The organism is Tardiphaga sp. 42S5, from assembly GCF_034044155.1.
Lineage (GTDB): Bacteria > Pseudomonadota > Alphaproteobacteria > Rhizobiales > Xanthobacteraceae > Tardiphaga > Tardiphaga robiniae.
This window is the reverse complement of record NZ_CP139027.1, coordinates 5,892,288-5,909,890: the sequence shown is the minus strand read 5'-3', so window position 1 is coordinate 5,909,890 and position 17,603 is coordinate 5,892,288. Positions and strand designations below refer to the sequence as shown.

Genomic DNA, 17,603 nt, shown 5'->3' with positions numbered 1-17,603 from the left:
GGCCAACACGCATATCGATTCCGCATTTCGACAAAGGACAGGACATGGATCTCGGACTTCAGGGCAAGGTCGCGCTGGTGCTTGGCGCCAGTGGCGGCCTTGGAAGCGCTATCGCGAAGACGCTGGCGAGTGAAGGCGCACGTGTCGCGCTTGCCGACATCGACGCGGCCGGGCTCGATCGTGTCGTCGCGGAGATCAAGCAGGGTGGAGGCGACGCAATGGCCGCCGCTTTCGATCTGGCCGATCGTGCCGCGATGGATGCGCGCGTCAGTGCCATCGAGGCAGCGTTCGGCCCCATCGACATCCTTGTCAACAATACCGGTGGGCCGCCGCCGACGCCTGCTGCCGGGCAGGACCCGGCACTGTGGAGCAGGAGCTTCGAGCAGATGGTGCTGTCGGTCATCACGCTGACCGATCGCGTATTGCCCGGCATGCGCGCCCGCAAATGGGGACGTATCGTGACATCGACATCGTCTGGCGTGGTGTCGCCGATTCCCAATCTCGGCATTTCGAATGCACTGCGATTGTCGCTCGTGGGCTGGTCGAAGACGCTGGCCCGCGAAGTTGGGTGTGACGGCATCACAGCCAATATCGTGCTTCCAGGCCGGGTTGCCACCAGTCGCATCCGTTTCCTGGACGAGCAGAAGGCAAAGCGTGAAAGCCGCTCCGTCGAGGATGTGTCTGCGGAGAGCACCGCCAGTATTCCTGCCGGCCGTTATGGCGAGCCACAAGAATATGCTGATGTGGTCGCCTTTCTCGCCAGCACCCGCGCATCTTACGTCAACGGCTCGGTCATCCGCGTCGATGGTGGTCTCATTACTAGCATCTGAAGGATCAAATCATGGCTCTCGACGCAACCGCCTCTGGCGTCTTCCCAATCGCCCCCACCCCGTTTCATCCCGATGGTCGTCTTGATGAGGCCTCGCTCGGCACATTGATCGACGGATACCTCAAGGCTGGCTCAACCGGCGTCACGGTGCTTGGCATCATGGGTGAGGCGCCGAAGCTCGAGCCCGAGGAATCGATTGCGATTGCCAAGCATTTCGTGAAGGGCTTCGGAAAACTGCCGGTGATCGTCGGCGTTTCGGCGCCTGGTTTCGCAGCGATGCGCGCGCTGTCGCGAACCGTGATGGAGAATGGCGCGGCGGGTGTGATGATTGCTCCTGTGCCGAGCCTGCGTACCGACGATCAAATCACCGGCTATTACCGTCAGGCGATCGAAGCGATCGGATCCGACATTCCGTTCGTGATCCAGGACTATCCTTTGACACTGTCGGTACAGATGACGCCGAAAGTCATCCGTCAGATCGTGCAGGAGAATCCTTCCTGCGTTATGCTCAAGCATGAAGACTGGCCCGGTCTTGAAAAGATATCGACGCTGCGTGCGTTCCAGGCCGAAGGGTCGTTGCGACCGATCTCGATTTTGACCGGTAATGGCGGACTGTTCCTCGACTTCGAAATGGAGCGTGGTGCAGACGGCGCAATGACTGGCTACGCCTTTCCGGACATGTTGGTCGAGCTGGTCAGGCTGCAGAAGGCCGGCAAGCGCGACGAGGCGCATGATCTGTTCGATGCGCACTTGCCGCTCTTGCGATACGAACAGCAGCAGGGCGTTGGCCTCGCCGTGCGGAAATATGTGATGATGAAGCGTGGGTTCCTGGCATCGGATGCCCAGCGCAAGCCCGGCTCGGTTCTCTCGGTGAGGGCGCGCGAGGAGGTCGACTACATGCTGTCGCGTTTGGAGCGGGCTGTGAGGTAGTGGCAAGCCTCAAAGGCGGAGTTTTTTAACACGGCGCAAAGCGGACAGAGGCAGTCGTCAGCCTTGCCCCTCCCGAAAATCCGCGATCTGTGCCTTCAGAAATGCCTTTCTGGAGACTGTTCTCCTGCCGGAAATAGTAGAGCAAATGGACGCCACTTTCGGATGGAGTAGCTACGCCCAAGAAACCTGTTGCGCTCATCCGCCGCGCAGTGCGCAGCGGAAAACCCCAAAATCGGTCCATTGCGTTTGGAGACTGGCGAGAAGCCCACTCTGGGGCTGGCCATCCAGCGAAGATCGAACCAAGTCTCCGCGCGCAGTCTCCCGAAAACGGGGATTTCTGCGGTGTTAGCCGGAGATTTTTGGGAATTGGGCGGGTTATGGGGCCGATTTTGCCACCCGGAGACTTTCCCGATCGCCTGAAAAGCCGCCCAATACGGGCCTTTCTCGACAAATTGGGGCAATCGGCCGTTTGGCCGGACTGCTTGGCTGGGGCGGGAGGATTCGAACCTCCGCATGGGGGAATCAAAATCCCCTGCCTTACCACTTGGCGACGCCCCAAAGGCCAAGGCAATAAAGGGTGGGCTGGGCCCGCGGATCGCTTTGGCTCCGTCGGTCTATAGAGAGAGCTCCGCAATTTCAACCACCTACCAGCGGTGTTCCCGCTTCCGGATGCGACTGACTTTTGTGCAATTGGGGTGTCGGCTTCTGCCGGTGCGCGTGAGCCCTTGACGCACTGAATTTTCCGATTTTCGCGGTCGCATATTGGGCGATAGGGCCTGTGAGCTGGCGCGAAGCGAAGTTCCCAAAGCTTGTCCGCGGGCGGGCTCTCGCCCAACACGCCATAGAATGTGTTCGGAACGACCGTTCTAGAGTTGTATATGCGGGATGTGCTTGAGCGAGACCTCGTCGATGGCCTCGCCATACCCCGCATCCGCGTAGCGGATGACGCCGAGGCCCGTGTCGTTGTCGAGGCTCATGGCGAGTCGTTCTGCCGCGGCGGCCGTGCCGTCGGCGATCAGGGTGACCCCGGCGCTGGTCATGTAGCCGGCATAGCCGCCGCCGCCGGAGTGGATGGCGACGAGGTCGGCCTGGGACGAACACAGCGCCATCGCGTCGAGCAGCGGCCAGTCGGCGATGGCGTCGGAGCCGTCGCGCATGTTCTCGGTCATGATGTTTGGATGCGCCATGCCGGCGGCGTCGAGATGATCGCGCGAGAAGGCGACCGGTCCCTTGAGCGTGCCATTGGCGACGAGTTCATTCACGCCCAGCGCCAATTCGCTGCGCTCGCCATGACCGAGCCAGGCGATGCGGGCCGGCAAGCCTTCGAAAGGTACGTACTGGCGAGCGAGCTTGATCCAGTTCGAAACGATCTGGTTATCGCCGAACAGGCTCAGGACGAGATCGTCGATGGCACGGATATCGTCGGGATCGCCCGACAGCGCCATCCAGCGGAACGGACCGATGGCGCGCGCAAAGAGCGGGCGCAGATAGGCTTCCGTGAAAATGGGGATATCAAAGGCATTTGCGACGCCGCCTTCCTTGGCGTGAGTGCGAATGAGATTGCCGTTGTCGAACACTTCCGCGCCGCGCGCCTGAAAGGTCAGCATGGCGCGCACATGGTCGACAATCGACGCGCGGCTCTCCGCCATCAACTGTTCTGGCGCGGTCTTGCGCATGGCACGCGCCTCGTCGAGCGATCGGGTCCGAGGTACATAGCCGAACACAAGATCGTGGGCCGCGGTCTGGTCGGTCACCACATCGGGAACGATGCCGCGCCGGGCGATTTCCGGATAGATATCGGCGGCATTGCCGACGAGGCCGACCGACAACGCGCGACGCTCGGCCTTTGCAGCGCCGATCATATCCAGCGCAGAATCAAGATCCGGGGCGATCTCTTCGAGATAGCCGATCTCCTTGCGTTTGCGCGCGCGTTCCGGATCGATGTCGACGGTGAGGATCGCCGCACCGGCCATGCGCCCGGCGAGCGGCTGCGAGCCGCCCATGCCGCCGAGCCCGGCGGTGAGGACGAAACGCCCGGCGAGGGTGCCGCCGAAGCGCCGCTCGGCAATGCGCATGAAGATCTCGTAGGTGCCCTGGATGACGCCCTGCGAGCCGATATACTGCCAGGCGCCGGCCGTGAGTCCGCCCCAGCAGATCAGGCCCTTGCGTTCGAGTTCGTAGAAGATCTCGGCCTTGGCCCATTGTCCCACGATGTTGCAATTCGCCATGATGACCAGCGGCGCCTTGGCGTGGGTACGCAGCAGGCCGACCGGCTTGCCGGATTGAATGACCAGAGTCTGGTCTTCCTCCATCGTCGTCAGCGCTTGCACGATGGCCTTGTGCGCCGGCCAGTTACGGGCCGCGCGCCCCAGCGCCGCATAGACGACGAGGCTCGACGGATCCTCGCCGACCGCGAGCACGTTTTCCAGAAGGCGCAACAGACCTTCCTGCCGCCAGCCCTTGGCGCGCAGCTTTGGGCCGCCAGGAATCGGAAAATCGGGGTGCCGTGGATTCGCTGATGTCATGACGGACTCCTGTCGTGTCTCAGGCCAGTGCGTAGCGCGCGATCTCGATGCCCATGGCGCGCTCGACGGATGGATAGACCGCCGGGTCCTTGACGCTGGAGGCGAGCGGAATGATCGTCTTCGGCACATGGAACAGATGCACGTTCATGCCGACTTCGAGATGGCCCACGCTCATCGGCTCGGCCTCGTCGGACAGTGTGGCGATGATGTCCGGGAAGGTCGCGAGGCGTTTACCATTTGCGTCGACGATGGCCATGTATTCATTCATCACGTGCAGTGTGATGGCCTTGTCGCCGCTACCGACGGTGAGCGTGCCGATATCGAAGGCCTCCGGTGTATAGACGACATTCTTCGCAGTAATCTTCCCGCTGCCAAGGATGGAGCCGCCGGTGTCTTTGCAGATCGCGTCGATCACGGCAGTTGGTCCTTTTGGCTCGGCGGCGAGGATGGCTTCACCGAGGCGCAGCGCGAGCGAAATGCCGCCCAGAGCGGCGTTGTCGCGCACATAGGAGGCGCGGACCGGATTGCGGCAGGAGGCGATGAACCCACCAGACATGTCGCCTGCCGTACGCAGGATCGGCGACACCTTGGCGGTGGCGCCGCGCACGGTGAGTTCGATGTAGCGGTTCTCGGCGCGGTTGCCGCCGGCGGCGGTCTGGATCATCGGCTCGGGCGAGCCGGCAAGGCCGATCGACCCCATGTCGCCGGTCGGATGCGCGCGCATATCGCCGACGGCATCGACCACCTTGGTGCCGAGCAGCGCCGAAGGCAGCCAGGCATTCATGGTGGAGGACTTGCCGTTCTGACCGATGATGAGGCCTTTCAGCGGTTCACCCAACGCGTCCTGCAGCAGTTGTACCGCACGAACGTAATCCTTGCCCTGCATCTCCCAAGCGGTGGTCGACGCTGGCGCGCCGATCGCAGCGGCTGTGGCCACCCAGTCGTCATCGTCGAGTTCGTCGATCGACACGAGTTCGGGCTTGCCGACGAGAATCGCGGCGCGGCCGAGCATGCGCCCGTGATCTGCCCAGCCGCCGCCACCGGCAGCGTAGACACCGCCGCCGCGCACGGCGGCTTCAATATCGCGTTCGGTCAGAATACGTCCCATCGGAATGTCTCCTCGGCAAATGTTCTTGTGTTCGATACGTGGTCGGTGATCGGAACGGCGGGCGTCACGCCACCGGCAGTCGCTCTGAGAGAAGCAGCGGTGGCCGCACGAATTGTCCGCTGCCAGGTTCGGCGAGAACCTTGCTGCCATCGAAAGCAAGCTGGCCGCGCACGTAGGTCGCAGCCACGGTCCACGGCAGCGTGATGCCGTTATAGGGGGACCAGCCGACCACGTTGTTGCCGCTTGCGGCACCGTCATAGACGATGGGCTTGTCCACCAGCACGGTGATGTCGGCGTCGAGGCCAGGCGCCAGCGCGCCCTTGCGATCGTCGATGCGGAAGTGCCGCGCCGGATTGAACGACATCAGCTTCGCGGCATGGGTCAGCGGCAGCTTGCGTTCGACGAGGCCCTTTACCAGCAGCGGCACCATGGCTTCGAGGCCGGGGACGCCAGACGCATTGGCAAGCATGTCCGGATTGATCTTGCGATCTTCCGACCAACTGACGTGATCGGTCGAGACCAGCGAGACGCGTCCGGCTGCAAGCTCTGCCCACAGCGCTTCGACATCGGCACGCGGGCGCACGGGCGGATTGATCTTGGCCTTGCCGCCGAGGCGGGAGACGTCGTTCTCCTCGTCGAGCACGAGATAGTGGATGCAGCATTCCACCGTGGCGTGATGACCCTCGGAGCGATACCACGCCGCAATGTCATAACCGCGTGCGACAGAACAATGCACCACATGAGCGGGACAACCGGTCTCGGCGCCGGTCTCATAGATCTGCAGCATCGCCAGGATTTCGGCGAGCGGCGGGCGCGACATCACATGCGCGCGCCAGTTGGTGACGCCCTTGGCCTTCACCTTGGCGACGGCATCGCGGATGAATTCGTCGTCCTCGTTGTGGACGCCGGCTGCGAGGCCGGTCGGCGCAATGGCGGCGAAACAATCGGCGAGCAGCGGCGCGGGGATGCGCGGAAAGCGCTTGGGGTCGGTGCCGAAGGTGGAGAACTTGAAGGCGGCGACGCCGGCCTTGGCCTGTTCGGCGATACGTGCCGGACCCTCTTCGGGGTCGATGGTGCCATAGAGCGCGAAATCGACGCGCGCCTGCTTGCTCGCATGGGCGATCTTGCGCTCGACCGCAGCAGCCGAGCAGACCAGATCGCCTTCATCATAGGGCATGTCGACGATGGTGGTCACGCCGCCGGCTGCGGCGGAGCGCGTCGACCAGATGAAGTCTTCCTGATTGCGCTGCGACAGCGAATGCACCTGTGCGTCGATGGCGCCCGGCAGGATCATGCCTGACTTGAAATCCTGCCGTTCGCGTGCGGCAGGCGGCGTACCTTCACCGACGGCGCCGACGCGCCCGTCGCGGACCGCGACCCAGCCGTTCTCGATGATGCTGTCGTGACCGATCACCTTGCCGGTGAGAACCAGATCGAAATCCATGTGCAAAGTCTCCTAGAGCCTGTGCTCCAGCCGCGCGATCAGCCGCACGACTGGCAACAGCAACAGCAGATAGATGATGGCCGCGAGGATCAGCGGCGATGAGTTGTAAGTGAGCGAGCGCGCCAGATTGGCGGAATGCAGCAGCTCCGGCACCGAGATGACGCTGGCCAGCGTCGTGAGCTTCACCAGCTCGACCGTGTTCGAGAGCAAATCGGGTAGCACGTTGCGGATCGCCTGCGGCAGCGTCACGTAAAGCAATGTCTGTGTGGCGGAGAGTCCAGTCGACCGCGCGGCCTCGCGCTGGCCCTTCGGCACGCTAACCATGCCGGCGCGATAGATCTCGCCGTAGTAACTTGCCGAATTGATCAGGAAGGCGACGGCCACAGCCACCAGCGCGGGCACGCGCAGCCCGATAAAGGGCAGGCCCGCATAGACGAAGACCAGCAGCACGAGCGGCGGAAAGGCGCGGAAGAAATCGACGGCGGCGATCGCCGGCCAGCGCAGCAGGCGATAGGGGCTGGTGGTCAGCAACATCACGAGGATACCGCTGACGAGGCCGATCGGGATCAGGAACGAGCATAGCAGAAGCGTCTGCTGCAAGCCCTGCAGCAGGAACGGTGCGACCTTCGCCATGACGTCGAGATTGAAGAATTCCTGCGTGAACTGCTCCATCAGTGCTCACCCCACCGATAGTTGCGTTCGAGCGTACGGGAGGCGATCACCAGTGGAATGAAGACCAGCACGTAAAGTAGCGCGCCCATGGTGAGCGGCGTCGCATTGGCGGACATCGACAGCGCGGAATTGGCGCGGCCCAGAATCTCGTTGACGCCGATGGCGCTGCCGAGCGCGAGGTTCTTGGTGATGGAGATCGCGCGGTTGGTCAGCGGCGGAATGCCAAGGCGAACGGCCTGCGGCAGGATCACGTAATGCAGGGTCTGCGCGAAAGTGAGGCCCGTGGAGCGCGCGGCCAGCCATTGGCCCTTGGGCACCGAGGTGATGCCAGCCCAGAAGATTTCCTCGGCGAAGGCGGCGAGCACGGCACCAAGCGACATCCACAGCACGACCAGACTAGGCAGCACGATGCCGATATTGGGAAAGCCGAAGAACAGGACGAGGATGATCGCCAATGGCGGCAGCGAGCGGAAGATATCGACGAACACGATGATGAGGAAATTGACCGGCTTCCAGCCGATAGCGCGCAGCGCGGCGAGGCCGAAGCCGGCGCCGATACCGGTGATGACCACTGCGAGACCGGCAAGAATGGTAACGCCGGTGCCCTGCAAAATCTCCCAGCCATACTTCATCGCGATATCCGCATTGAAGAAGGTGAAGACGAAGCGGTCCCAGTTGCTCATCGCGTCGGCGGCGGTCATGACCTAGTGCCTGATCTGCGCGAGGAAACGTTTGGTGCGATCTTCCTGCGGCCGGAGGAAAACGTCTTCGGCACTGCCTTGTTCGATGACGAGACCGCCATCGAGGAACACGACCTTGTCGGCGGCTTCGCGGGCGAAATTCATCTCGTGGCTGGCGATCACCATGGTGATGCCGCGCGCACGCAGATCCTTGACGACAGCGAGCACGCTGCCGACGAGTTCAGGGTCGAGTGCCGAGGTCGGCTCATCCATCAGGATGATCTTGGGATTGAGCGCGAGCGAGCGCGCAATGCCGATGCGTTGCTGTTGGCCACCGGAGAGCTGCGCGGGATAGGACGCGGCCTTGTCGGGTAGACCCACCAGCGCCAGCATCTCCGCGGCACGAGTGTTGGCGTCAGCGGTGCTCATGCCGGCGACCTTGCGCAGGGCCAGCGTGATGTTCTGCTGTACAGTGAGGTGCGGATAGAGGTTGAAGCTCTGGAACACCATGCCGATCTGTCGCCGTGCGGCGTTGATATCGGTGCGCGGCGACAGAAGGTCGACATTGTCGATGATGATGGAGCCGCCATCCGGCTCCTCCAGACGATTGCAGCAGCGCAGCAAGGTACTCTTGCCCGAGCCGGATGGGCCGATCAGAAAGACCAGCTTACCCGGCTCGACCAGAAGATCGACGCCCTTCAGGACTTCGGTTGGGCCGAAGCTCTTCCGGACGCCGCGTGCTTCGAGCAGATAACGGGGCACAGGCGCTGCTGCTGCCGAACTCATGAACAGGTCGGCTTCTGCTCGGTCGCGTCATAGCCGGCAACGCCTGGTGCGCCATAGCCGGGATAGATGGTGGTGGTCGCCGAACCGGCCTCCGGCTCGACACCGAACCATTTCACGTAGAGTTTCTTCAGCGTGCCATCCTGCTTCATGCAGACCAGTGCGTCTTCGAGCTTGTTGCGCAGTTCGGTATTACCGTTGCGCAGCGGCATGCTCCAGACGAGACCCGTCTTGTAGAGGTAGGCATTCTTCAGCCGCGGATTGTTCTTCACGATCCAGGCGACGACGGTGGCGGCCGAGATGTTGGCATCGGCACGGCCGGCGAGCACCGCTTGCGCCGCGTCGGTGCTGGTGGCGAAGGATTCCGACTTCCAGCCATATTTGGCGGCATTGTCGTTGACCCATTTCTCGTAGATCGCGCCCTTCTGCACGGCGATGGTCTTGCCAGAGAGATCTTCGAGCTTGGTGATCGGCGGTGCGGAGGCCAAGGTCATGAAGCGATAGTCGGCGTCGACGAAGCCTTCCATGAACAGCAACTGCTGCGCGCGCTCGGGCGTGACAGTGACCACAGCGGCGAGGAAGTCATAGGTGCCGGCCTGAAGCGCTGGAAGGAGACCGGCGAATTGCGCGCCTTCCACCGTGATCGGGCGCTTGATGCGCTTCGACATCTCATCGACGACGTCGATATTGAAGCCTTCGAGGCCGCCCGACAGTTTGGGCATCGCATGCGGCGCGAAGGTCGAGTCGATCGCAGACTTCAGCGGTTCCTGCGACTGCGCGAATGCGGGGCTGGCCAAAGCCAGAAGCCCGGCGGCAACGATCATTGCTTTCATCGAACACCTCCATTGGTGCGGCCAGGCCAAGCCGGCATCTGGCTCCGCAGTCCCTATTATGAAGGCTAACGCAATTGTGTATCGGGGGGATATCCCATTTGATGGACATCCTATACGCTCTCGCTGCAGCGCGAAAAATTCGACTACAGAGCCGGATGATAATGGAATGGACATTGCGACCCTGGTGATGACAGCCGTGGTACTTCGTTGCGGCAATGTGCGCGAAGCAGCGCGCCAGCTCGGCCGGGCGCCAAGTACGATCTCGGCGGCGGTGAAACGGTTCGAACGCTCCATCGCAGCGCCATTGCTGAACCGGGCGGGCGCGGCAAGCTTTCTGACGCTTGAGGCGCGGCGCATGCTGAATGATATCGAGGCTGCATCGGATATTGCGCGGGCAATGATCGCGCCGCGTCTGGGTGTGGATGCGGCGCACGCCTTTTGTGCTTCACGCGACATCAGCCTCACGGCCCTACAACGTGTCGCGCTGGTGGCCGAGACCGGTAGCGTACGCCGTGCCGCACGCATCATTCGTCTCGGTCAGCCGCAGCTCGCGCGGCAGATTGCGCGGGTGGAAGACGAGCTCGGCCGTGTGCTGTTCGATCGTTCGCGGGTCGGCGTCACGCCGACGACTGCATGCCAGCTGCTGATTGCATCGCTCGGCGAGCTCGAAAAAACCATGCAGCGCCTGTCGCGGCGTGCGCGCGAACGTTTCCGTTCGACCAATGCCACGATCAGGCTCGGGGCGGTGATGCCGCTCGGCCATGAAAGCAATGTCGCGCGACTGCTGGCCTTTCTCGTCGCAGCCTGGCACCGGGATCGGCCGACGCAGCCACTATTTGTCACCAATGGTACGGCAGAGGATCTGCTCACCGGCCTGAAGGACAAGCGCTGCGACGTCGCGTTGATCGACAGCGATACGATCCCCGCCGATGTGTCGTCGCGTGCTCTGGTGCGCTCGAAGCTTGTGGTCGTCGGCGCGCGCGAGGTGCTGGGCGACCAACCCGATGTCATGCGGGTACTTCGCCAGCAACCGCTTGCGCTACCCAGCCGACGCACTGGCCTCGGGCAGGCCGCCCACAGACTGCTCGCGCAATTGCTGCCTCAGGCAGATATCGACGCGCTGACAATCACGGAAATCGACTCGATCCCGATCATCGCCAACCTGATGCTGGATTTCGGCTTCGTGTCAGTACTCCCTGAAAGCGCGCTTGTCTCGTTCGATACACGCCTCGTCGCGCTGCCGGTCGATCCCGGGCTTGAACTTATCCTGTCGCTGGTCTGGGTACAGACCGAAGGCGCGCGGCGCGGCGCCCGCTCCATTCTTGCTGCCCTGCACAACTATGCGCCGGCAACGCCAGCAGCCGCCATGATGGTGAACAGCGATTGATTTGAATGAGCGTGGCTACCCACTGCCGCTGACTATGAATTATAATTCTTGATCTTTTCCAATTTCGTGCATTATGCTGCAGAGATGCGAGCGCGGGTGGAGGGCAATGCTCCCACCTGGCGTCAATCTGCATTGGTAGGCCGGATCAACCGGTCATCAATTATTCCGAGGGGAGACGAGCCGATGACCACCAAGGGGTTTCTGCGTCCGTTGACGCGGCGCGCCATGCTGTCCGGGACCGCCGGTGCAGCAACATTCATTGCGACGTCACCGCTTCATAGCCCGGCCATCGCGCAGAACGCGCCGTTGAAGGTGGGGATGATGCTTCCCTACACCGGGACTTATGCGAAGCTTGGCCAGTTCATTGATGACGGCTTCCGCCTCTATGTCGAACAGAAGGGCGGCAAGCTCGGCGGGCGCGACATTGCATTCGTGCAGGTGGACGATGAATCGAAACCGGAAGCAGCCACCGACAACATGAACCGGCTGGTTGGCCGCGAGAAAGCGGACGTCGTTATCGGTACCGTGCATTCCGGCGTGGCCATGGCGATGGTCAAGGTCGCGCGTGACACGAAGACGCTGCTGATCATTCCGAATGCCGGCGCCAATGACGCGACCGGTCCGGCCTGCGCGCCGAACATCTTCCGCACATCGTTCTCGAACTGGCAGAGTACCTACCCAATGGGCAAGGTGATGGCCGATGCCGGTATCAAGAACGTGGTCACGATCACATGGCGTTACACGGCCGGGGCCGAGATGATCGGCGCCTTCGCTGAAAACTTCACCAAGAACGGCGGCAAGATCGTGGCTGACCTGACGGTGCCATTTCCGGAGGTGGAATTCCAGGCACTGATTACGCAGATCGCGCAGTTGAAGCCCGATGCTGTGTTCAGCTTCTTTGCAGGCGGTGGCGCGGTGAAGTTCGTCAAGGACTATGCAGCGGCGGGCCTGAACAAGACCATTCCGCTTTATGGCGCAGGCTTTCTGACCGACGGCACCATCGAAGCGCAGGGCGAAGCCGCCAAGGGCATCAGGACGACGCTGCACTACGCGGACAATCTCGACAATCCCGCCAATCTCGCCTTCCTCAAAGCCTTCAAGGCCAAGACGGGCAAGGACGGCGATATCTATGCTGTACAGGGCTACGATGGTGCGGCGCTGCTGGATATCGGGCTGACCGCCGTCGGCGGCGATTTCAATGCGCGCGACAAGATGATCGCGGCGATGGGGGCTGCGAAGATCGATAGCCCGCGTGGGCCGCTGTCCTTCAACAAGGCGCATAACCCGATCCAGAACATCTATCTGCGCGAGGTCCGCAACGGGCGTAACGAGATGATCTCGGTCGCCCAGGCCGCTGTCGACGATCCCGCGCGCGGCTGCAAGATGACCTGAAGCATCGTTGCGCGGTCCGTTGATGGAGATCGAAGCGCGCCTGCTGCGCGTGACGCCTTCCGTGAGGGAGGTGCCGCAGCACAATCAGGCATGGCCTGCTTGATTGTGCTGGCGATTGAAGGTGGCCCTCCGTGGTTGGATTGATCTGATGGACTTCATCACACTAGGCGTTCAGTTGCTGAATGCGGTTCAGTATGGCGCGGTCCTGTTCCTTGTCGCGAGCGGTCTGACACTGGTGTTCGGTATCCTGGGGGTCATCAATCTCGCCCATGGCGCGTTCTACATGCTCGGCGCCTATCTGGCTTACTGGATCACGTTGGTGACCGGCAGTTTTGTCGTCGCCTTGCTTGGCGGTGTGCTGGTTGCCTTCATCGCCGGCATTCTGCTTGAGACCGTCTTCGTTCGTCTTCTCTATGGCCGGGATCACTTAGCGCAGGTGCTGCTCAGCTTCGGCCTCATCCTGGTCATCGATGAAATCAGGCAGTTGCTGTTCGGCAAGGACGTGCACGCGGTCGCCCCGCCGGCGTGGCTGTCGGGGTCGATCCAGCTGACCGACAACCTGTCCTATCCGGTCTACCGGCTGGCGATCTGCGTGTTCTGCCTGGTGGCGGCACTCGTCATCTTCTTCGTGATCGCGCGTACTAAAATCGGCATGATCGTGCGGGCAGGTTCGGAAAATCGCGAGATGGCGCGCGTACTCGGCATCAAGTTCGACCGGGTCAATCGCTACGTCTTCGCCGCCGGCATCGCGCTGGCGGCGCTCGGCGGCATCCTGATCGCGCCGATCTCGACGGTGTTTCCCGGCATGGGCGACGGCATGCTGATTCTGTCCTTTGTCGTGGTCGTGCTCGGCGGCATCGGTTCGGTCGCTGGTGCTGCCGTGGGCGCACTGCTGATCGGCCTCACGGATACGTTCGGAAAAGTGTTCTTTCCCAGCGTGTCCAGCATTCTGATCTATGTGGTGATGGCAGCCGTGTTGCTGTGGCGGCCCAGTGGAATTCTCGGACGCCAGGATGCTTGATATGAGCATACCCAATCTGCGGGTCCGATTGTTCGGCATCGCCTGTCTGGCTTTGGCGATTGCGCTGCCATTCTATGTATCGACCTATTACACGCAATTCTTTGCCAAGGCGCTCATCATGGGCATGCTGGCCATGTCACTGAATCTCGTGGTCGGTCATGGCGGTTTGGTGAGCCTGTGTCATGCGGCCTTTTTCGGCCTCGCCGGATATGTGCTGGCGCTGTTGTCGCCGCGTTACGATGCGGCGTCGCTGCTAACGACACTTCCGATTGCTATCCTTTGCTCCGGCACCGCGGCCCTGCTGATCGGTGCGCTGGTGCTGCGCACCCGCGGCGTCTATTTCATCATGGTGACGCTCGCCTTTGGCGAGATGCTGTTCTTCTTCTTCCACGATACCAAATTTGCGGGCGGATCGGATGGCATCTCCATCAACATCCGGCCCGAGATCGCCATTGCCGGCCGCCAATTGCTCGATCTCGACAAGCCCACGACTTTCTACTTTGTCGTGCTGGGCTTCCTGGTGGGTGTGATCGCTCTGCTCACGATGGTGGTCCGCTCACCTTTCGGGCGGGCGCTGGCGGCAGCCCGCGACAATGAGCGCCGGGCGCGATCGCTCGGCTTTCCGATCTTTCGCCTCCGCCTGACGGCGTTCACCCTGTCCGGCGCGCTGGCCGGCATTGCCGGTTATCTGTCCGCAGCCCAGTTCGGCTTCGTCGCGCCGCAGATGCTGGGATGGCATCAATCGGCGACGATCCTGGTGATGGTGCTGATCGGTGGCCTGCGCTCGGTCACCGGGCCGCTGGTCGGTGCGCTGGTTCTGATCGGCATGGAAGAAGTGCTGAAGGCGCATCTCGACAACTGGAAGCTTGTCGAAGGCTTGATCATCATCGGCATCGTTATCCTGTTGCCCAATGGTGTCCGGCAGATCTGGTCGATGGTGTTCGGGGCGTCGCCGCAACGCGCAGCCGAGATCAAGCCTGCAGCTGTGGAAGCTCGTCATGCGTAACATTGCGCTGCGTGCCGCTGGATTGCAGAAGCGCTTCGGAGGTCTGCTGGCCGTTTCCGACGTGTCGATCGACATTTGCGCCGGCGAGATCCACGCGGTGATCGGCCCGAACGGTGCCGGAAAATCCACACTGATCAATCTGCTGGCCGGCGAACTTCTGCCAACGTCGGGTGAGGTCCTGCTGAATGGCGCGGATATCACCTTCTTGTCGCCGGATTGCCGCGCGCGTGCCGGTCTCGGCCGGGCCTATCAGAAGACAACGCTGTTCGCGCAATTTAGCGTGCATGAGAATGTGCGTCTTGCAGCGCAGGCCCGTTCAACCACGCCGCTGCGGATGTTTGGCGGCACGCGGTGCGACCGGCCATATCTCCAGTTGGTCACCGATGCGATTGACCGGGTCGGATTATCCGCGCGGTCGCAGATCATTGCCGATAGACTCAGTCACGGCGAACAGCGCCAGCTGGAAATCGCGATGGTGCTGGCGACCAATCCGCAGGTCATTCTGCTCGACGAGCCACTGGCCGGCATGGGGCCATCGGAAGCGCGGGGCATCATTGGATTGATCGCGTCGCTCAAGGCCGACCGTGCGCTGCTGGTAGTGGAGCACGATATGGACGCGGTATTCGAGCTGGCAGACCGATTGACGGTGATGCAGGACGGCCGTGTCATTGCCACAGGTTTGCCGCAGGACGTGCGCGTGGATCCCGGCGTGCGCGCCGCCTATCTCGGTGCTGGTGGAGGCATCGCATGACGGCCTTGCTGGAGGTGGAAAAGTTAGATGCGTTCTACGGCGCCAGCCAGATTCTGCATGGCATCGATCTGACCTTCGCGCCGGGCGAGCAGGTGGCGCTGATCGGCCGCAATGGCATGGGCAAGACCACGCTGTTGCGTTCGCTGATGGGATTGATGCCCCGTTGCCATGGCAGTTTGCGCTTCCGTGGCCGCGATATCCGCAATGCAGCGCCCGAAACGATCGCGCGATGCGGCATGGCACTGGTGCCGGAGGGCCGAGGCATTTTCGGCTCGCTGTCGGTCACCGAAAATCTGGTGATGGCTGCGCGACCAGGCAATCACGGGCGTCAGTCCTGGACCCTGCCGAAAATCTTCGAGCTGTTTCCGCGTCTGCATGAACGCCGCAACAATGGCGGGCACCAATTGTCGGGCGGCGAGCAGCAGATGCTGACCGTCGGTCGCGCGCTGATGACCAATCCCGATATGATCATGATCGATGAGGCCACGGAAGGTCTGGCGCCGCTGGTGGCGCAATCTATCTGGCAGACGCTGGCGATCGTCCGGGGCGAGGGCATCGCGACCATCGTCGTCGACAAGGATTTCCGGAGTCTGGCGAAAGTCGCCGACCGAATGGTGATCCTGTCAAAGGGCTGCGTGGTGTTTGATGGCACGCCCGCGGCATTGGCTGCGCAGCCAGACGTGCTGGAACGCCATCTCGGGGTTTGAGCGATCAGGCCACGACGACGGTCAACGCATCGTCATTGGCCGCAAGAATATTGTCGGAAAGCGGCTCCGGCCATTGCACCACCAGGCGGCCGAACAGCTCGTTGAGCTCTTCCCGTTCAATGGCGTCGTAAAAACAGGGCGTCGCGGCGCGCGCGATGAAGCTGTGCAGCAGGTGCGCGGCATCGTAGTCATAGACGATATCGCCGGGAACGCTTCCCGGCTTGCGCAGCAGGAAGGTTCGCAGGCTTGTCAGGCGTGCCTGCCCGCCGTCTGTTGCGGCAAAGGAGAGCACGGCTGTCCGATGCGCAATGCGCGGGCCGTCCTGCATGCGGTCATACATCGGCAGCGCATTGGCGCTGATGACATCGGCGAGATCGCGGAAATCGTTTGAGGCGTCTTCGGCATGCAGGGTATTACGGATCGCCATGACACCGGTGGGATCGAAGCCGCGTGCTTGCAGAAGCTCGCCCAGTGTCATGACGCAGCGCTTCTCAGCCCGAAAGCCTGGGCATTGGTGTTCAACACGCGCGACACCGCGCCGACCAGTTGCGCGGCAGCCTTGTCCTTGCTGAGGCCGGCCGTATCGACAATGGCGGATGCGCGGGAGTAAAGCGGTTCGCGGCTCAGCAGGATTGTGCGCAATTCCTGCATGGCGGAGCGGTCGTCGGCCATCGGGCGCAAGTCACCTTGGCGGCGGACGCGCGCCATATGTTCTTCGGGCTTGGCCTTGAGCCAGATTGTGTAGAACGACGACAATACCCGATCGAAGGTCACGGGTTCCGAGACGATGCCGCCGCCGGTCGCAAGGACGATGGGCTCCTTGCGTCCCAGCAGGCCGTTCAGCGCCGCCTGTTCCATGCGGCGAAAGCCCTCCTGTCCATAGAGGGCGATGATCTCGGCGACCGATAGTCCGTTGTGCTGCTCGATCTCCTTGTTGAGTTCGACGAAGCTCCAGCCGATCTTGTCCGCCAGCAATTTGCCGAGGGTCGATTTTCCGGCGCCGCGCAGCCCGATCAGGGCGATGCCGCTGAATGACATATAATTCTGGAACTGACCGTTCCCCCGTCCGGCGAGAACGTCCTTGGCCTGGGCGATCTGGTTCGGTGTCGCGTTACGAACGAGGTCGCGAATGATCGGCCATTCCGTTGTCGGTTCGTCCGCTGGAATCAGATCTTCGAGATGGGCGCCCATGGCGCCGGACACCCGGCGCAGCAGCACGATAGACACGTTGCCCTTGCCGCTTTCCAGTTGCGCGATGTAGCGCTCCGAAATCCCTGACACTTTTGCCAGCACCTTTCGCGACATGCCGCGCAGGCCGCGCATGGTGCGGACACGCTGACCGAGCTGTTCAAGAAAGGCGGTTTCGGGATCGGCCTGGTCGGTCATTTGACGTGCGTACTCGCAGAGGATTTCAGGAAAGATAATTCCGGATGCGATTGACAGCAACCGGAGTTGGTGACTTTATATGAATTATAATTCAAAAAAGACGATAGGGAGAGCACCGTGAGCAACGGTTGTGGAATCGCCCAAGGTGC

General features: G+C 62.1%; 17 protein-coding genes and 1 tRNA gene. 8 read left to right on the top strand and 10 right to left on the bottom strand.

The window, feature by feature from the left end; all coding sequences use genetic code 11:
* Positions 1 to 44 precede the first annotated feature (44 nt).
* Complete coding sequence (locus SFY93_RS27585) at positions 45 to 830, top strand: SDR family oxidoreductase (RefSeq protein WP_320445332.1); 786 nt, start codon at positions 45 to 47, stop codon at positions 828 to 830.
* Between the two features lie 11 nt (positions 831 to 841).
* Positions 842 to 1,759, top strand: a complete 918-nt coding sequence (locus SFY93_RS27580) for a dihydrodipicolinate synthase family protein (RefSeq protein ID WP_320445331.1) — start codon at positions 842 to 844, stop codon at positions 1,757 to 1,759.
* Between the two features lie 483 nt (positions 1,760 to 2,242).
* Here the strand turns inward: SFY93_RS27580 and SFY93_RS27575 are convergent.
* The 8 genes from SFY93_RS27575 to SFY93_RS27540 form a co-directional block, all read right to left on the bottom strand.
* Positions 2,243 to 2,317 (bottom strand) — tRNA-Gln (locus tag SFY93_RS27575).
* 308 nt (positions 2,318 to 2,625) lie between these two features.
* Positions 2,626 to 4,284, bottom strand: coding sequence for a thiourocanate hydratase (locus SFY93_RS27570; RefSeq protein WP_320445330.1), 1,659 nt, complete (start codon positions 4,282 to 4,284; stop codon positions 2,626 to 2,628).
* A 19-nt stretch (positions 4,285 to 4,303) separates the two neighbouring features.
* Entirely contained in the window at positions 4,304 to 5,392 is a 1,089-nt protein-coding gene (locus tag SFY93_RS27565; protein ID WP_320445329.1) for a thiohydantoin desulfurase, read from the bottom strand.
* A gap of 64 nt (positions 5,393 to 5,456) precedes the next feature.
* A complete protein-coding gene (locus SFY93_RS27560; RefSeq protein WP_320445328.1) occupies positions 5,457 to 6,836 on the bottom strand; it encodes a hydantoin-5-propionate amidohydrolase in 1,380 nt (459 codons plus the stop codon).
* Between the two features lie 12 nt (positions 6,837 to 6,848).
* Positions 6,849 to 7,508, bottom strand: coding sequence for an amino acid ABC transporter permease (locus SFY93_RS27555; protein WP_320445327.1), 660 nt, complete (start codon positions 7,506 to 7,508; stop codon positions 6,849 to 6,851).
* Entirely contained in the window at positions 7,508 to 8,209 is a 702-nt protein-coding gene (locus SFY93_RS27550) for an amino acid ABC transporter permease (protein ID WP_320445326.1), read from the bottom strand. Before SFY93_RS27550 ends, SFY93_RS27555 begins: the two co-directional genes overlap by 1 nt.
* Before the next feature lie 3 nt (positions 8,210 to 8,212).
* Positions 8,213 to 8,974, bottom strand: a complete 762-nt coding sequence (locus SFY93_RS27545) for an amino acid ABC transporter ATP-binding protein (RefSeq protein ID WP_320445325.1) — start codon at positions 8,972 to 8,974, stop codon at positions 8,213 to 8,215.
* The gene (locus tag SFY93_RS27540) at positions 8,971 to 9,804 is read right to left on the bottom strand and encodes a transporter substrate-binding domain-containing protein (RefSeq protein ID WP_199488681.1); all 834 of its coding nucleotides are present in this window, start codon (positions 9,802 to 9,804) and stop codon (positions 8,971 to 8,973) included. The genes SFY93_RS27545 and SFY93_RS27540 overlap by 4 nt, the downstream gene beginning before the upstream one ends.
* A 166-nt stretch (positions 9,805 to 9,970) precedes the next feature.
* On the opposite strand from SFY93_RS27540, the gene SFY93_RS27535 reads away from it, so the two are divergent.
* The 6 genes from SFY93_RS27535 to SFY93_RS27510 all read left to right on the top strand — a co-directional run bounded on the left by SFY93_RS27535 (position 9,971) and on the right by SFY93_RS27510 (position 16,068).
* The gene (locus tag SFY93_RS27535) at positions 9,971 to 11,191 is read left to right on the top strand and encodes a LysR family transcriptional regulator (RefSeq protein ID WP_320445324.1); all 1,221 of its coding nucleotides are present in this window, start codon (positions 9,971 to 9,973) and stop codon (positions 11,189 to 11,191) included.
* A 183-nt stretch (positions 11,192 to 11,374) separates the two neighbouring features.
* Positions 11,375 to 12,583: an ABC transporter substrate-binding protein gene (locus SFY93_RS27530; protein ID WP_320445323.1), complete on the top strand. Its 1,209-nt coding sequence runs from the start codon at positions 11,375 to 11,377 to the stop codon at positions 12,581 to 12,583.
* A 148-nt stretch (positions 12,584 to 12,731) separates the two neighbouring features.
* Positions 12,732 to 13,604, top strand: coding sequence for a branched-chain amino acid ABC transporter permease (locus SFY93_RS27525; RefSeq protein ID WP_320445322.1), 873 nt, complete (start codon positions 12,732 to 12,734; stop codon positions 13,602 to 13,604).
* A gap of 1 nt (position 13,605) precedes the next feature.
* A complete protein-coding gene (locus tag SFY93_RS27520; RefSeq protein WP_320445321.1) occupies positions 13,606 to 14,610 on the top strand; it encodes a branched-chain amino acid ABC transporter permease in 1,005 nt (334 codons plus the stop codon).
* Positions 14,603 to 15,361 carry an ABC transporter ATP-binding protein gene (locus tag SFY93_RS27515; RefSeq protein WP_320445320.1) on the top strand — a complete coding sequence of 253 codons (759 nt, stop codon included), beginning with the start codon at positions 14,603 to 14,605 and terminating at the stop codon, positions 15,359 to 15,361. Before SFY93_RS27520 ends, SFY93_RS27515 begins: the two co-directional genes overlap by 8 nt.
* A complete protein-coding gene (locus SFY93_RS27510) occupies positions 15,358 to 16,068 on the top strand; it encodes an ABC transporter ATP-binding protein (protein ID WP_320445319.1) in 711 nt (236 codons plus the stop codon). Before SFY93_RS27515 ends, SFY93_RS27510 begins: the two co-directional genes overlap by 4 nt.
* Positions 16,069 to 16,072: 4 nt before the next feature.
* On the opposite strand, the gene SFY93_RS27505 is transcribed toward SFY93_RS27510, so the two are convergent.
* Together SFY93_RS27505 and SFY93_RS27500 are read right to left on the bottom strand one after the other, a co-directional pair.
* The gene (locus SFY93_RS27505; protein WP_320445318.1) at positions 16,073 to 16,546 is read right to left on the bottom strand and encodes a hypothetical protein; all 474 of its coding nucleotides are present in this window, start codon (positions 16,544 to 16,546) and stop codon (positions 16,073 to 16,075) included.
* A complete protein-coding gene (locus SFY93_RS27500; protein WP_309943636.1) occupies positions 16,543 to 17,454 on the bottom strand; it encodes a helix-turn-helix transcriptional regulator in 912 nt (303 codons plus the stop codon). The genes SFY93_RS27505 and SFY93_RS27500 overlap by 4 nt, the downstream gene beginning before the upstream one ends.
* Between the last annotated feature and the right edge of the window lie 149 nt (positions 17,455 to 17,603).

Excerpts from the sequence above, each read along its gene's own strand:
- SFY93_RS27555 (WP_320445327.1), bottom strand. The coding sequence starts at position 7,508 with ATGGAGCAGTTCACGCAGGAATTCTTCAATCTCGACGTCATGGCGAAG.
- SFY93_RS27570 (WP_320445330.1), bottom strand. The coding sequence starts at position 4,284 with ATGACATCAGCGAATCCACGGCACCCCGATTTTCCGATTCCTGGCGGC.
- SFY93_RS27505 (WP_320445318.1), bottom strand. The coding sequence starts at position 16,546 with ATGACACTGGGCGAGCTTCTGCAAGCACGCGGCTTCGATCCCACCGGT.
- SFY93_RS27510 (WP_320445319.1), top strand. The coding sequence starts at position 15,358 with ATGACGGCCTTGCTGGAGGTGGAAAAGTTAGATGCGTTCTACGGCGCC.
- SFY93_RS27535 (WP_320445324.1), top strand. The coding sequence starts at position 9,971 with ATGGACATTGCGACCCTGGTGATGACAGCCGTGGTACTTCGTTGCGGC.
- SFY93_RS27500 (WP_309943636.1), bottom strand. The coding sequence starts at position 17,454 with ATGACCGACCAGGCCGATCCCGAAACCGCCTTTCTTGAACAGCTCGGT.
- SFY93_RS27540 (WP_199488681.1), bottom strand. The coding sequence starts at position 9,804 with ATGAAAGCAATGATCGTTGCCGCCGGGCTTCTGGCTTTGGCCAGCCCC.
- SFY93_RS27530 (WP_320445323.1), top strand. The coding sequence starts at position 11,375 with ATGACCACCAAGGGGTTTCTGCGTCCGTTGACGCGGCGCGCCATGCTG.
- SFY93_RS27580 (WP_320445331.1), top strand. The coding sequence starts at position 842 with ATGGCTCTCGACGCAACCGCCTCTGGCGTCTTCCCAATCGCCCCCACC.
- SFY93_RS27545 (WP_320445325.1), bottom strand. The coding sequence starts at position 8,974 with ATGAGTTCGGCAGCAGCAGCGCCTGTGCCCCGTTATCTGCTCGAAGCA.
- SFY93_RS27565 (WP_320445329.1), bottom strand. The coding sequence starts at position 5,392 with ATGGGACGTATTCTGACCGAACGCGATATTGAAGCCGCCGTGCGCGGC.
- SFY93_RS27550 (WP_320445326.1), bottom strand. The coding sequence starts at position 8,209 with ATGACCGCCGCCGACGCGATGAGCAACTGGGACCGCTTCGTCTTCACC.
- SFY93_RS27560 (WP_320445328.1), bottom strand. The coding sequence starts at position 6,836 with ATGGATTTCGATCTGGTTCTCACCGGCAAGGTGATCGGTCACGACAGC.
- SFY93_RS27520 (WP_320445321.1), top strand. The coding sequence starts at position 13,606 with ATGAGCATACCCAATCTGCGGGTCCGATTGTTCGGCATCGCCTGTCTG.
- SFY93_RS27585 (WP_320445332.1), top strand. The coding sequence starts at position 45 with ATGGATCTCGGACTTCAGGGCAAGGTCGCGCTGGTGCTTGGCGCCAGT.
- SFY93_RS27525 (WP_320445322.1), top strand. The coding sequence starts at position 12,732 with ATGGACTTCATCACACTAGGCGTTCAGTTGCTGAATGCGGTTCAGTAT.
- SFY93_RS27515 (WP_320445320.1), top strand. The coding sequence starts at position 14,603 with ATGCGTAACATTGCGCTGCGTGCCGCTGGATTGCAGAAGCGCTTCGGA.